The 13,253-nt window shown below is 40.5% G+C and carries 17 protein-coding genes; 12 read left to right on the top strand and 5 right to left on the bottom strand.

What is annotated here, in order from left to right; all coding sequences use genetic code 11:
- Positions 1–5 precede the first annotated feature (5 nt).
- The 8 genes from BMX69_RS11080 (at position 6) to BMX69_RS24100 (ending at position 5,844) form a co-directional block, all read left to right on the top strand.
- Entirely contained in the window at positions 6–728 is a 723-nt protein-coding gene (locus BMX69_RS11080) for a hypothetical protein (protein WP_100042370.1), read from the top strand.
- A gap of 22 nt (positions 729–750) precedes the next feature.
- Positions 751–957, top strand: coding sequence for a copper chaperone CopZ (gene copZ, locus BMX69_RS11075; RefSeq protein WP_054791716.1), 207 nt, complete (start codon positions 751–753; stop codon positions 955–957).
- A gap of 83 nt (positions 958–1,040) precedes the next feature.
- On the top strand, positions 1,041–1,748 hold the full coding sequence (locus tag BMX69_RS11070) for a response regulator transcription factor (RefSeq protein ID WP_025233792.1): 708 nt from the start codon (positions 1,041–1,043) through the stop codon (positions 1,746–1,748).
- A complete protein-coding gene (locus BMX69_RS11065; protein ID WP_054791715.1) occupies positions 1,745–3,133 on the top strand; it encodes a HAMP domain-containing sensor histidine kinase in 1,389 nt (462 codons plus the stop codon). Before BMX69_RS11070 ends, BMX69_RS11065 begins: the two co-directional genes overlap by 4 nt.
- Before the next feature lie 125 nt (positions 3,134–3,258).
- A complete protein-coding gene (gene pta, locus BMX69_RS11060; protein ID WP_100042369.1) occupies positions 3,259–4,230 on the top strand; it encodes a phosphate acetyltransferase in 972 nt (323 codons plus the stop codon).
- A 205-nt stretch (positions 4,231–4,435) separates the two neighbouring features.
- The gene (locus BMX69_RS11055) at positions 4,436–4,831 is read left to right on the top strand and encodes a YbaN family protein (RefSeq protein WP_054791714.1); all 396 of its coding nucleotides are present in this window, start codon (positions 4,436–4,438) and stop codon (positions 4,829–4,831) included.
- A 13-nt stretch (positions 4,832–4,844) separates the two neighbouring features.
- A complete protein-coding gene (locus BMX69_RS11050; RefSeq protein ID WP_100042368.1) occupies positions 4,845–5,132 on the top strand; it encodes a DUF4491 family protein in 288 nt (95 codons plus the stop codon).
- A gap of 232 nt (positions 5,133–5,364) precedes the next feature.
- The gene (locus BMX69_RS24100; RefSeq protein ID WP_157724406.1) at positions 5,365–5,844 is read left to right on the top strand and encodes a hypothetical protein; all 480 of its coding nucleotides are present in this window, start codon (positions 5,365–5,367) and stop codon (positions 5,842–5,844) included.
- 147 nt (positions 5,845–5,991) lie between these two features.
- Here the strand turns inward: BMX69_RS24100 and BMX69_RS11040 are convergent, their stop codons facing one another.
- Positions 5,992–6,666, bottom strand: coding sequence for a DUF5680 domain-containing protein (locus tag BMX69_RS11040; RefSeq protein WP_100042367.1), 675 nt, complete (start codon positions 6,664–6,666; stop codon positions 5,992–5,994).
- A gap of 355 nt (positions 6,667–7,021) precedes the next feature.
- Between BMX69_RS11040 and BMX69_RS11035 the strand changes: the two genes are divergently transcribed.
- Together BMX69_RS11035 and BMX69_RS11030 are read left to right on the top strand one after the other, a co-directional pair.
- Positions 7,022–7,675, top strand: a complete 654-nt coding sequence (locus tag BMX69_RS11035; RefSeq protein WP_197678664.1) for a class I SAM-dependent methyltransferase — start codon at positions 7,022–7,024, stop codon at positions 7,673–7,675.
- 42 nt (positions 7,676–7,717) lie between these two features.
- Positions 7,718–8,221 (top strand): GNAT family N-acetyltransferase, encoded by a 504-nt coding sequence (locus BMX69_RS11030; RefSeq protein ID WP_330387732.1) that lies wholly within the window; start codon positions 7,718–7,720, stop codon positions 8,219–8,221.
- Between the two features lie 93 nt (positions 8,222–8,314).
- On the opposite strand, the gene BMX69_RS11025 is transcribed toward BMX69_RS11030, so the two are convergent.
- Positions 8,315–8,863, bottom strand: a complete 549-nt coding sequence (locus BMX69_RS11025; RefSeq protein WP_100042366.1) for a GNAT family N-acetyltransferase — start codon at positions 8,861–8,863, stop codon at positions 8,315–8,317.
- 355 nt (positions 8,864–9,218) lie between these two features.
- Here BMX69_RS11025 and BMX69_RS11020 point away from each other — a divergent pair, with 355 nt between their 5' ends.
- On the top strand, positions 9,219–10,118 hold the full coding sequence (locus tag BMX69_RS11020; RefSeq protein WP_242941406.1) for a UbiA family prenyltransferase: 900 nt from the start codon (positions 9,219–9,221) through the stop codon (positions 10,116–10,118).
- Between the two features lie 130 nt (positions 10,119–10,248).
- Here BMX69_RS11020 and BMX69_RS11015 read toward each other — a convergent pair whose 3' ends face one another.
- The 3 genes from BMX69_RS11015 to BMX69_RS11005 all read right to left on the bottom strand — a co-directional run bounded on the left by BMX69_RS11015 (position 10,249) and on the right by BMX69_RS11005 (position 12,015).
- Entirely contained in the window at positions 10,249–10,473 is a 225-nt protein-coding gene (locus BMX69_RS11015; RefSeq protein WP_100042364.1) for a hypothetical protein, read from the bottom strand.
- Between the two features lie 266 nt (positions 10,474–10,739).
- Positions 10,740–11,168, bottom strand: a complete 429-nt coding sequence (locus BMX69_RS11010) for a hypothetical protein (RefSeq protein ID WP_054791711.1) — start codon at positions 11,166–11,168, stop codon at positions 10,740–10,742.
- Between the two features lie 64 nt (positions 11,169–11,232).
- A complete protein-coding gene (locus tag BMX69_RS11005; RefSeq protein ID WP_100042363.1) occupies positions 11,233–12,015 on the bottom strand; it encodes a class I SAM-dependent methyltransferase in 783 nt (260 codons plus the stop codon).
- 204 nt (positions 12,016–12,219) lie between these two features.
- Between BMX69_RS11005 and BMX69_RS11000 the strand changes: the two genes are divergently transcribed.
- Positions 12,220–13,071 carry an N-acetylmuramoyl-L-alanine amidase family protein gene (locus tag BMX69_RS11000; protein WP_100042362.1) on the top strand — a complete coding sequence of 284 codons (852 nt, stop codon included), beginning with the start codon at positions 12,220–12,222 and terminating at the stop codon, positions 13,069–13,071.
- Positions 13,072–13,253: the final 182 nt, after the last annotated feature.

Genomic DNA, 13,253 nt, shown 5'->3' with positions numbered 1-13,253 from the left:
CGGATATGAACAAAAATGGAAAATTAATTGCAGCGGTGGGAGCCGCCGCAGTATTGGTGGCAGTGATCGTTGTAGCGGTTATACGGACAGCGGGGGGAAATCTGGATGTAGTCGGAAAACAATCTGCCACATCCTTTGAAACAATTTTAAATACGATTCCCGACAATGTGAAAGCTGATGAAATCAATGGAGGCTGGTCCTTAACTGCCCCAGATGGCGGTGTACGCTTTATCTGGAGCGGAGATTACAGCCAGAGCCCACTTCATGATGTAATGCTGGAGCTTGATGCAGCCCCATTTACCGGTGCAGGGCTTGATACGGATAAACTGCCGGATAATTATGCAGCCTATGATGGAATGCTGATGGTAGGAACAAAGCTTGGAACTGAAAAACCGGTTTCTGAGGGAGAGGCAACTCCTCTTGCAGCCTATGAGCAGATCGTAAATAAGCACCGCAGCTTTATCAACTACCATATGGACATGGATCACTATGGGGTAAAGCTGGGAGACGGCAATATGTTTGAATGGGCAAAAAATATGGAAACAAATACCGTGAAAAACCTAGATCAGGATAAGGACATTGTTTTTGTATTAAATCCCGAACCTCTCATTGCGGCCGGTGTTGATCCGGAAAAAGTGGAAGGCTGGGTATATGCCCCGGTTTCAGTAATGGAAGGCGGAAAGACTTTAGAGGTTTATAAATTATTAAAACCCTTTAATTTAAAATAAAAATATAACGGAGGTAACTTAAATGGCAAAATCAGTTATAAATGTAGATGGAATGGCATGTGAACACTGTGTAAAGGCGATCACAAATGCGGTAGGTGCTTTATCAGGCGTATCCGGTGTTTCAGTGGACCTGGAAGCAAATACCGTAACCGTGGATCATGACCCGGATCAGGCATCCATAGACAAGATCAAAGCTGAGATTGAAGATCAGGGCTATGATATCATTTAGCAGTAAGTAAAGAGGACGGGAACCGCATAACCAGGCGGTTCCCGCCTTTCGCGTTTTAATTTCTATTAGATAGAGGTGCTAAAATGCTTAAAAGCAGCAAAAATGTATTGGTTGTGGATGATGAACCTAAAATACTGGAGGTAGTCTGTCTGCTTTTGGAAAGCAAGGGATTCCGCACATTCCCTGCCGAAAACGGCAGGAAGGCCCTGGAGATATTCGATTCGGAAAATATTTCTCTTGTTATTCTGGATCTTATGATGCCGGATATCTCAGGAGAAGAGGTGTGCATTGCGATCCGTAAAAAATCCCGGGTTCCCATCATCATGCTGACCGCCAAGGTCGATGAAGGTGATGTGGTGGAAGGGTTGGGCCTTGGGGCAGATGATTATGTTACCAAGCCCTTTGGATTAAAAGAACTGTATGCCAGAGTTGAAGCTGTTCTCCGCAGGACAGAAAGCGACCTGGTTCCCCTTGTTAAGCGGAATTCCTGGAGAAACGGAGATCTGGTCATTGATTTTGAGAAGAATGAAGTTCGTAAAAAGGGAATCAGCCTGACTCTGACGCCCAGCGAATTGAAAATCCTGTCGGTGCTCATCAAATACCCTGGGAAGGTATTTACCAGAGAGGAACTGATCGAAGCGGCTCTGGACAAGGGCTTTGCCGGATATGACCGGGCGATAGACAGCCACATTAAAAACATTAGAAAAAAGGTTGAGGACGATCCCAAAAACCCGGTGTATGTGCGGACGATCCCGGGGCTGGGATATAAATTCGGAGGGGATGGAGATTGAAGAGCCTGAGAAAACAGCTGTCTCTTTCTATTTTGCTGACGCTTCTGGTCACTATTGGGCTGATTGGCCTTCTTTCCAACTGGGTTATTAACCGGGAGTTTGAGAAGTATATCACAGAACTTGGGCGGGAGCGCAGGGAAAATATCGTAGATGATTTAAGCAGGCAGTACGATGGATTCAAACGGAACTGGAAGCTTGACTACGTTCATGCCATCGGCATGAATGCCTTGTATGACGGGTATATCGTGAAACTGTATGACGCAGGAGGAAACATGGTATGGGATGCGGAAAACCATGACATGAGCCTATGCGGACAGATTATGAATGAGATATCAGCGCGTATGGAAGAGAGGGGCGCTGAGGGCGGCTTTGTGGACCACTCCTTTGAAATCGATCAGAATGGGAAAAAGGTGGGAGCAGTCTCTATTAAGTATTACGGTCCGTTCTTTATGAATGAGGCAGATTTTAATTTTATCAATGTCATGAATACAGTACTTCTTGTCATAGGAATCTTATCCAGCGCCTGCTCAGTGGTGGTAGGGTGTCTCCTTGCCCGAAGAATATCCCGTCCAGTCACAAAAACGGCTTATATTGCCAAACAAATATCTAAAGGCAACTATGACATCCGGTTCGAGCCAGGTACAAGGATACGGGAGCTTGATGATCTTGCAGACGCAATCAATCATCTCTCCGATGCCCTTAAAACACAGGAAGGACTGCGCAAACAGATGACTGCAGATGTGGCTCATGAACTGCGGACACCGCTGACTGCCTTGAGTTCCCATTTGGAAGCCATGATTGAAGGCTTATGGGATGCAACCCCTGAACGGCTGAAAAGCTGCCATGAGGAGGTAATGCGTCTTGGAACACTGGTTGAGGATTTGGGGCAGCTGGCGAAGATAGAGAGCGAAAACCTGGTCTTAAATAAAACCTGGATCGATTTGCTGGAGATTGTACAAACGGTGTCAGATACGATGGAGGGAGAAATCAGCAAGAAGAACTTATCTCTTTCCATAGAGGGCAGTCCGGTCTTTGCCGAAGCGGATAAAAACAGATTCAGCCAGGTCGTGGCCAATCTGCTTTCCAATGCTATCAAATACACGCCAGAGGGCGGAGCTATAGAGATTAAAGTATATGAAACGGACCGGTGGGGGATTGTTAAGGTAAAGGATACGGGAATTGGAATTCCTGAAGCGGAGTTGCCGTTAATCTTTGAGCGCTTTTACAGAACCGACAAATCCAGGAACCGGAAATTCGGAGGCGCCGGAATCGGTCTTGCTATTGTTAAATCCATTGTCGCCGCCCATGATGGAACTGTGACGGTGGAGAGCGTAAAAGAGCAGGGCAGTTGTTTTACAGTAAGCATTCCAAAGGAAGTCAAATGAAACCAACGGTATGAGAGATTATATTGATAAGTTTTGGGCAATTAGGGAAACGTTATTGATTTATTCATGTGATTTGGTTTATACTTGATGAAGTAAGTATCATTTAACCAGAGGAGGAAATGAATATGTTCGAAAATATGGTTGCCGCATTGAAAGTTCAAAAAAGAAAAATCGTATTTACCGAAGGCACTGATCCAAGAATCCTGGAAGCAGCCAGCCGCCTTTACAAAGAAGGTGTTCTTACGCCGGTCCTTCTTGGCAATCCTGGTAAAATAGACGCAGCTGCAAAAGAATTTGGCTGGCCCGTCGATGGCATTGAAAAAATTGATCCGCTTAATTATGAAGGATTAGAAGAAATGGTATCCAAAATGGTAGAATTGAGAAAGGGTAAGATGGATGAAGCAGCCTGCCGGGCAGCACTTGAAAAATCCAATTATTTCGGAACCATGTTGGTCAAAATGGGAAAAGCAGACTGTTTGTTAGGCGGAGCAACCTATTCGACTGCTGATACGGTAAGACCGGCTTTGCAGCTGATAAAGGCCAGACCTGGCAGCAAAATTGTTTCCAGCTGCTTTATTCTATACCGGCAGACAGAAAGCGGCAGTGAAATGTATGCGATGGCTGATTGCGCCATTAATGTTGATCCCGATGAAAACGAGCTGGTAGAAATTGCATTGGAGACAGCCAGAACAGCCAGTACTTTCTCCATTAATCCCAATGTTGCACTGCTTTCTTACAGTACGCTTGGTTCCGGAAAAGGCGAATCCGTTGACAAAATGCACAATGCGGCTGAGAAATTGAAGGCAATGAATTTAGACTTTCCGGTAGACGGAGAGCTGCAGTTTGATGCCGCTTTTTCTCCTACAGTAGCGAAGGTAAAGGCTCCGGACTCTCATGTAGCCGGACATGCCAACACATTCATTTTCCCGGATATTGATGCCGGCAATATCGGCTATAAAATTGCGCAGCGTTTAGGAGGTTTTGAAGCTTTCGGCCCCATTCTGCAGGGTCTCAATGCTCCGATCAATGATCTCTCAAGAGGATGCAATGCTGATGAAGTTTATAAAATGTCAATTATAACAGCGGCTTTGATATAAGCCTGCTTTAAAATGTAGAGATAACTTGAAGCGTCAAAAGCATCAAAATGGAGTCTTGTGATGCTTTTGGCGATTTTTAATTGCCGCGGATACCGATGCGGCGGCACGAATAATCAACTCATAGCTCCAATACTATTATATAGATCATGATAAACATATCCGGACTGCAGGAAGCTTCAGCGGGGAATGAACAGGAGGGTCTTGCTTGTTAAAAAAAGTTATATATGCTTCTATTGGAATCGCTGCCATGGCTCTGGGAGCTGTGGGAACGGTGGTACCTGGCCTGCCTGCCACACCGTTTTTCCTGCTGGCCTTGCTCTGTTTTACAAAAAGCTCCGAAAAGCTCAATTGCTGGTTCAGAGGCACAGGTCTGTATGCAAAATACGTGAAAGGGTATGAATATGACCGGTCAATGACAAGAAAGCAGAAGCTTATCATTCAGGCTGTCGCAGGTTTGATGATGTTTATCTCCTTTCTATTGATCGGAAATATGGCTGTACGTCTGCTTCTTATCGCAGCCTTTATTCTGCACAATTATGTTTTTATCTTTGTTATTAAAACGCGTCAGGCAGGCAGAACAGAAACGACTACAAAGGGATAGGTTGGTGACAAATATGAATTATAATGGAATTCTTATCGGTATCGGAACATTTCTTATCATCGGATTATTACATCCTGTTGTTATCAAGTCAGAATATTACTTTAGCAGCAGAATCTGGCCGCTTTTTCTGATAGGGGGAATCTTGTGTATCGGTTTCTCTCTTGCATGCGCCAAGGTAGTATCATCCGCACTTTTAGCAGTTTTGGGCTTCTCACTTTTATGGAGTATAAAGGAGCTTAAAGAGCAGAAAGAAAGGGTGGAAAAGGGTTGGTTTCCCAGAAATCCTAAAAGAAAATGGTAATGACAAACAAAAAACGATCCATAAAGGATCGCTTTTTGAATTGTGAAGAAATGGCCGTCAGGTGCAAGAAAACATATCGATTCTGTTTAATGATATTCCGGTATATGACCAACCAAACCTTCGGTCCCAACGGAATCCTACGACAGTATTTGCCCAGATCTGAACTGGGAAAAACCAAAACTCTAATCCGTTGCTTAACCATACATAAGTAAAACGTCCAATGCAATTTCTCATGGACCCAGGATTGACAAATCTGACTCCAGGGCTTGGAGGGCCAGGCCTTCGGGGAACGCCGGATGGTGGAGGTCCCATAGGTACCGGACCGCCTCCTCCAGGTGGCCTGCCGGTAGGTGGAGATGGCGGCCTGCCGGTAGGTGGAGATGGCGGCCTGCCGGTAGGTGGAGATGGCGGCCTGCCGGTAGGTGGAGATGGTGGCCTGCCGGTAGGTGGAGATGGCGGCCTGCCGGTAGGTGGGGATGGCGGCCTGCCGGTAGGTGGAGATGGCGGCCTGCCGGTAGGTGGAGATGGCGGCCTGCCGGTAGGTGGAGATGGCGGCCTGCCGGTAGGTGGAGATGGCGGCCTGCCAGTAGGTGGGGATGGGGGTCTTTGGGGTCTATCAATAGGTGAGGTTGGCGATCTATCGGTAGGTGGGAATGGGGGCATATTTTTACTTCCTTTCCAGATGTTGATATTAATATTATATGAGATATAGGAAAGGGAATTGCCATGAACCGGAAGGAAAATAAGGATTATGCCAAATCGGATATAGGTATAGACTGTTCTCATTCTAATACATGGTTCGATACTTATGAGGTCAGCCATATTGATAAATTGTAAATACATGCATTGTGCTAATTATTCACTTTACGATTCCTCCATGAAAATAACACTCATAAACCTGTAAATTCTTATAGTATATTTCTTCGTATCCCTGATACCATTTAAAATCTCCGCATACCTTGCATTTATAAAGATAATCATTTTCTTGATAGAAGTCAGGACCGCGGAAGGGTTTATCCCGGGGGACAGCTAATAAGACCGCCTTTAAAAAGTCGCTGTTAAAATTACTGCTTATTACCCGACCGGAGTAATTCATTGCATAGATTGGGATGCTGTTTTTCCAAACAGCTTCTTCTCCGGAAAAACACTCGCCGCCGATGTACGTGTCTAAATACAATAAGAGGCCTTCTTCATATCGTAAATCATGGGAGTTTGGCCTTGAAGAGGCACATTCTTTTCCTTTCGCAGCATAAGTATTACATTTTGCCTTAATAAGAAAATCAATTAATTCATTACTGTCGCAGGAATCTTCCTTGACGATGGAAGTAATGCAGGAATCATTATCTTTTACCAAGTGGTCAATCGTAACTTTAAAAAATTCTGATATACTGATGAGATTGGAAATATCAGGATATGCCTGGCCGCTTTCCCATTTTGTTATGGCTTGTCGGGATACGGATACTTTTTCAGCTAGCTCCTCCTGTGTTAAGCCTTTGCTTTTTCTTAGAAGCTGTAATTTTTCTGGAAAAATCATAGAGATCCACCTCCGTGTTTTTTACTATCTTACCATATTTGAATTATACTTTTGTAGTCCCTGATGGTTGCTTTTTTGCTACTTTTATTTGCTTATTGTAATTAATAAGTGCCGTTGGCATTTTCGTATAATGAGAGCAATATATGGATAGCTGGCAGTTTTAGGTGAAAAGAATTATACTCTGTTATTCAATATTGAATTTTTTAAGGATTATACCTATTCATGTTATAATTTACTTATCACGAATAAATAAGCTGAAATTTGATGTACATTCAGTAACAAATATTGATAGTTCGTAGGTTAGATGGTAGTATATTCTTAAAACTTATTTGATTGATCATATGGGGGGATTGTAATGAAGCTTGAAAAGATGGAAGAATTTTTTGATAGTCGTTTAGACGGGTATGAGGACCACCAGCTTAATGCTATTGATTCTGCAAAAATATTTTATCCTTATACGGCATCGCAGCTGCCTATGGCCGAAGGCTGTAAAGTACTCGATTTGGGCTGTGGGACAGGGCTTGAATTGAACGAATATTTTATGTTTAATCCACTTGCTGTCATAACAGGAATCGATTTGGCAAATGGGATGTTAAATACACTTCAGGCCAAATTTCCAGACAAACAGCTTACGCTTATCAATGGTTCATATTTTGAGGTTCCATTTGGTGAAAATGTATTTGATGCTGCCGTTTCTGTGGAATCATTGCATCATTTCACTCTGGAACAGAAAATTCTGCTTTATAAAAAGCTGCATGGTTCGTTGAAAGAGGGCGGATATTTTATTTTAACGGACTATATGGCTGAAAATGATGAAGAAGAAAAGAATAACTTTTTAGAGCTTTCCCGGTTGAAAAAAGAATTGGGAATATGTGACGGTGAGTTCTATCACTATGATACACCGCTTACACGAGCGCATGAAACAGAAGCGTTACTCTCCGGAGGATTTTCAAAAGTCGGACTACTGAATAAATGGCAAAGTACGAACATTTTGAAAGCATATAAATGATTGTTATTTCCTTACATACAAGAGGTGAAATTTTTGGATTGGATGAAAAGTATTATGGGATTGAGATATATAAGAGCTGAAAAGAAAGATGTAGATTTATTAATCAAGATTTATAATGCAGCATTCTATGCTGATTATGTTAAGTATGGGGAATGTCCTGCTTATGGCAAAACAAGAGAAGAAATGGAAGCATCGATTGAAAAGTTTCAGAAACTAATTATTTATAGCGTAAACAATCCCATTGGAGCTATTTCAATTGCTGACAGAGGAGATGGAGAGTATTATTTGGGCTGTCTTTGCATTATTCCTGAATATCAGGGCAAAGGAATTGGCACACACGCATTTCACTATATTCTGGACATTTATTGCGATTGGAAAAAGATAACATTGGTAACCCCTGCGGACAAAGAGGAAAACATAAAGTTTTATACTGAAAAATGCGGTTTTATAGTAAGTGGTACAGAAATGGATGGAAATGTTTCGGTAGCCCATTTTTTATTAAAAATCTTTGAGGCACTTCAGAGGAATGCTAACTTAATACCATAAGCGGCAGTCCTCTGATAAAGGGATGTACTTTTAAATCCTCATATTCTGCTTTTTCTATTTTCAATTGATACACCCCCTCTACATATAGCAATCCTATAATTTACATATCATCATAAGTAGATCCCGATACGTCCCATCCTTTAATTTTTCGGCATTTTCAATTGTCCCACATATCTTAAATCCATGTTGTTCATATACATGGACTGCTCTTTTATTGCCTGCAACGACTTGAAGCTCGACCTGTTCATATCCTAGCTTTTTCGCATGATCGAGGCAGCATTTTGTTAACATATGACCGATTCCCAGATCCCAGTAATCTTTTAACACTGCAACTCCATAACCAGCTCTGTGTTTTGATTTCATGTTTTCCCTAATGCAATAAATAGTCCCATTAGCAACCAGCTTATTGTCTACAAACGCTGAGATTTCAAAGCCTTTTTTATCTTCCAGATATTTGGAGATATGAGAATCCTGTTCCTCCAGAGTGCTGTTAATTTCCTCAGGATATCTTCCCAAATAGTCGGTCTCACCAGCGCATTTCACTAAATATTCAAGTAAATCTTTGGAGTCGGATATCTCAGGACTTCTTAAAACAATTTTTTTACCATTGTTAGATATATATGTGGTTTCCTCTACTCTCATTATGATCCTCCATGATATCCTTATTTATTATAATTTTACTTAGATTTCTTATAGTAAATATCATGTTATCAAAAAAAACATCACCGATCAATATAAATTTCCAATATACAGTGGTCCTTTAAATCCTACAGTAGTTAAGCCTTTCTGGTATATGCAATCATCATACTGATTGATTTGACTATTTTTTTCAGTATTGTTATAATATTGACGAGCACAATTTTATTTGTGATCGAAAGGATTCCTATACGGATATAATATGTTTCGTTTAGGAAGTCCCCATTAATACCATTTGATTAATAGATGAAAGAGGATTGCAATGCAAACAAAGACCGCTGTAGTTGATTATCATTCTAATATGAAAAAGTTTCTTGAATTTACTGAGATACGTACCAAGATCACAAGTCTGATTCCGTTTCTTATGTCTCTGGCTTATCTGTTTTACCGCAGGCAGCCGGTAAATATAGAACGTACGGTTTTGTTTTTTTGTTCTATGTTTTTGTTCGACTTAACGACAACCGCGATCAATAACTATATTGACACCAAAACGAATGGTCAAAAGCTGCCTTTTTCACGGGGCATAGCAAAGCTTATCATCTATCTGCTGTTCGGCATAAGCACTGCTTTGGGACTTACCCTGGCATACCGCACGGATTTGGTCGTGCTTCTGTTAGGCGGACTGTGCTTTCTCTGCGGGGTGTTTTATACCTGGGGGCCGGTTCCAATTTCCCGTTTACCCTTGGGCGAGATTTTTTCAGGACTGTTTTATGGCCTGTTTATTCCCTTTTTGATGCTTTATATGAACATGCCGTCAGGAACGTTCCTGACCTTGGCAGTGGATTGGCATGCAATCCGGTTCGTTTTAAACATTGCGCCTGCGTTATCTCTGCTTTTAGTTTCAGCAGGACCAATTTGTGCGACTGCCAACATTATGCTGGCTAACAATATCTGCGATCTGGAAAAGGATATTACGGTAGGGCGTTATACATTACCTTACTTTTTCGGCAAAAATGCATTGGGAGTTTTTGCCGGACTATATTATGTAACTTATTTGACATGGGCGGCGTCTGTTGCGCTGGGGATCTTATCCCCGGTCTGTTTGCTGGCGTTAATCACCATTATTCCTGTGCATAAGAACATCTGCCGCTTCAGAGAGGAACATATCAAAGAAAAGACCTTTGTCCTTTCGGTACAGAATTATATTATCATTGTGGGTACTCAAACTCTGGTGATCTTTTTAAGTGGTTTATTTTTTTGATGGGTAACTCAAGATTCTAATTACTGACCGGAGCTGCGGCTCCGGTCAATTTCTCTTTCATTCAAAAAACTATAATATTAATCATTAATCCTTCATGTTTCTTATCATAAAAGCTGGAATTTACAGTTCATCATAGGTTGCTGATTTCTGAATAATGCCAATATAAGTTTCTTCTACTTTTCCGGTTTCTGGATTTCTTGGGGAATGGATATGTAGCGTTTGGTTTTCCATTATCCTTATAGCTTGTTACCACAATGAGAGGGGAAGGTATTGCAAGAACATACTCAATCCATGAAAATCCATATAACTCTGATTTGTTAATTGTTTCCGGACACCGCTTGAATTCTTTTTTCATTTCTTAATTCCCCAATTTATGATTTTTCTTTTATTTAATAATATAAGAAAACATACTAACTATCAATATCGATTTTTCAATGTGCGGTAATACGTTTAACATTAGTTTCGTTGTTTAAACAGTCTTCAAGTTTTCCAGACATGAAAATATGCTTCCCTTATATAAACAGTTTTATAGTTAACTGTTTATATAAGGGAAGCATACTGATTAATTAGTTGTCTATGATCACCATTATTGATCTGAAGTTTATCTGCTTCATATAATGTTTATTTAATGCGAAGTTGTTGTTTACTTTGTTCAGCAAACCAATCATCAACTGCTTGCTTACTAAAATAAAGCCGGCCGTTAATCTGAACATAAGGGAACTCTGGCCAAACTCCATTCAAAATATCATTTTGCAAATCGGAACGAAGTTTACTGTCTATTTTGTCATAGTTATCACCATAACCTTCGCTATCGTATTCATCATGAGACGGATATATACCCAAATATTGCTGCAAAACATCAATTTCCATAAGATCGGGATACGTATAGCTGTTCGATGATATACTACCGTTAAAATTGCCCATCATAGGACGGTCAGCCATAATGTTCGCAAAAACCAATGCAGCAATAATAAATCCGACTGCTATAATGATAGCACAAATCGTCAGAGGCAAGCTATTTTTCCAATCATTATTTTTATCTGAAATCATCTAAACCTCCTAAGTAATGAATCTGGTTGTATAATTATATTCCCATTAGTTCAACAAAAGAATATTATGGTTTCCTCGCAAGCTGTAAATCAATAGTATCATATATATCGATTTGGCCCGCAAAATTATGAATCGTTTCTTCAATTTCTGAAAAGAACTTATTTCTGGTATGTTCTTCAATAGCAATGTGGTCGGAATAAGTACCGAGTAGCGATATGTATTCACTTGCTGTAAAGGATCTTGTTCTATGATATAATTTATAACTTATATCAACAAAACCATATTTCTGAGCCATATCCGCAAGCTTTTTAGCTTCATTCTCACTGTATTCATTGGCACATATAGCACCAGGCATATATAAAGAATATATCTTCTGAAGTGCCTCATGAATTTCTTCTCTGCCTTTATCTTTATATGGATGATTTGCAAAACGAGCAAAAACACCGCCGCTTTTTAGCATATCAAAAACTTTCGTATACCCAATTTCTTCTGGTATCCAGTGAAATGCAGATGCAGAATAAATTAAATCATAAATATTTTTGTCATACTCAAAGTCTTCAAATTTTGCTGTTACAGTTGAAAAATTCGAAAATTCCATAAATTTCTGGCAACATAATTTTGCGAAATTTTCACCATATTCCACTGCGGTTAGCTTGCAGCCTGTTTTTAGAATCGGTAATGTTGCTTGCCCTCCTCCGATTCCAACCTCCAAAACATTACTGGTTTTATCAATTGTAATATAATTAAAAATATCCTCGTATAGCTCTGGAACATAACCAGGGCGCATCTTTTCATATTTTTCGGCCTCAGTGTTAAAAGTCCATTCCAATCCTTTGATTACTGGCATAAATTCATCCCCCACCCCTGCAGTTACATAAATAATCTTTATTATAATAGTACCATCGAACTTACTAACGATCAATAATAAGTTCCCAATGTAAGGAAATTGACTAAATCCTAACGATCATTAAGTAAATTGTAAATATATCGTAATGCCAAAATCTGGGATCTGCTGTTATACTATTCTTATAAAGATGAAGGAGGACAAAACATGAAGAAATATTTAAAGTTACTGTTAACCGGTATTAGCTCCTTAGCATTAGTCCTGTCGGCGAGTGCTTTTACAACACAAGCAGAGGAACAGACTTCATTGCCAAGCTCCATACGTATTTACGGAACAGTTACCCAGGTTTCCGAAAACAGACTCCGTATGATAAGGAAAGACGGTGCCAGTGCAGACCAGGAAATCATTTTGAACCTTTCCTCTGAGTCGAAAATTTTAAACGCCGTCAGCGGAGATCCTGAAGCAGTTGAACAAATACAGGAAGGAGAATTTATTTATGCTGACATTAGTCCGGTTATGACTATGAGTCTGCCGCCTATGACAAATGCCTTTACAGTGCTTTGTAAAATCCCGGCTGATTATCAGGTTCCGGAATACATAACGGTAGCGTCTATGTCTATAAACTCAGATGGGAAGACGGGCATCCTTACCTCTGATACAGGGAAACAATACAGGATAACAGAGCAAAGTAACCTGTTTCCATATTTAACACGTAACATTGTTACAGTCCATGACCTGACAAAAGGACGTAATTGCCTGGTCTGGTCAACGGATAATGCGATTTCAAAAATTATGGTATTCCCAAATTCCGGCACATCGGATATGCAGACCGGCTGGGTAAAAAAGGACGGCAACTGGTATTTTTATGATAACAATAGCCTATCATATACAGGCTGGCTGAAAGATAACGGTGACTGGTATTACTTGGATCCTGAGAGTGGAATAATGAGAACAGGATTCATCACCCTGGAAGGCAAAACCTACTATCTTCAAAAAGATGGCCGCATGCTTACTTCAGCCAAGACATTTATTCCCGATGAAAATGGCGTATTAAGATAACAGCAAATCCAAGCTAATTTCAAAACAAAAAATAGTTAATAAAATAAGCATTAAGGTGAAAGAAGTCCCCTCACCTTAATGCTTATTTTTATGATAGATAACGAAAACTAAAGCCGGTTATAAAATCGTTCGTATTCTGAACTACATGAAATTTTTAAAAAGATTATAATAAAAAGTGTAAA

This window comes from Lacrimispora sphenoides JCM 1415, assembly GCF_900105615.1.
In the GTDB taxonomy this organism is placed as follows: domain Bacteria; phylum Bacillota; class Clostridia; order Lachnospirales; family Lachnospiraceae; genus Lacrimispora; species Lacrimispora sphenoides.
Note: the sequence above shows the minus strand (reverse complement) of the source record. Positions and strands in the feature narration are given on the sequence as shown.

Coding starts and splice junctions, on each gene's coding strand:
- BMX69_RS11080 (WP_100042370.1), top strand. CDS start 6: ATGAACAAAAATGGAAAATTAATTGCAGCGGTGGGAGCCGCCGCAGTA.
- copZ (WP_054791716.1), top strand. CDS start 751: ATGGCAAAATCAGTTATAAATGTAGATGGAATGGCATGTGAACACTGT.
- BMX69_RS11070 (WP_025233792.1), top strand. CDS start 1,041: ATGCTTAAAAGCAGCAAAAATGTATTGGTTGTGGATGATGAACCTAAA.
- pta (WP_100042369.1), top strand. CDS start 3,259: ATGTTCGAAAATATGGTTGCCGCATTGAAAGTTCAAAAAAGAAAAATC.
- BMX69_RS11050 (WP_100042368.1), top strand. CDS start 4,845: ATGAATTATAATGGAATTCTTATCGGTATCGGAACATTTCTTATCATC.
- BMX69_RS24100 (WP_157724406.1), top strand. CDS start 5,365: ATGGACCCAGGATTGACAAATCTGACTCCAGGGCTTGGAGGGCCAGGC.
- BMX69_RS11040 (WP_100042367.1), bottom strand. CDS start 6,666: ATGATTTTTCCAGAAAAATTACAGCTTCTAAGAAAAAGCAAAGGCTTA.
- BMX69_RS11035 (WP_197678664.1), top strand. CDS start 7,022: ATGAAGCTTGAAAAGATGGAAGAATTTTTTGATAGTCGTTTAGACGGG.
- BMX69_RS11030 (WP_330387732.1), top strand. CDS start 7,718: ATGAAAAGTATTATGGGATTGAGATATATAAGAGCTGAAAAGAAAGAT.
- BMX69_RS11025 (WP_100042366.1), bottom strand. CDS start 8,863: ATGAGAGTAGAGGAAACCACATATATATCTAACAATGGTAAAAAAATT.
- BMX69_RS11020 (WP_242941406.1), top strand. CDS start 9,219: ATGAAAAAGTTTCTTGAATTTACTGAGATACGTACCAAGATCACAAGT.
- BMX69_RS11015 (WP_100042364.1), bottom strand. CDS start 10,473: ATGAAAAAAGAATTCAAGCGGTGTCCGGAAACAATTAACAAATCAGAG.
- BMX69_RS11010 (WP_054791711.1), bottom strand. CDS start 11,168: ATGATTTCAGATAAAAATAATGATTGGAAAAATAGCTTGCCTCTGACG.
- BMX69_RS11005 (WP_100042363.1), bottom strand. CDS start 12,015: ATGCCAGTAATCAAAGGATTGGAATGGACTTTTAACACTGAGGCCGAA.
- BMX69_RS11000 (WP_100042362.1), top strand. CDS start 12,220: ATGAAGAAATATTTAAAGTTACTGTTAACCGGTATTAGCTCCTTAGCA.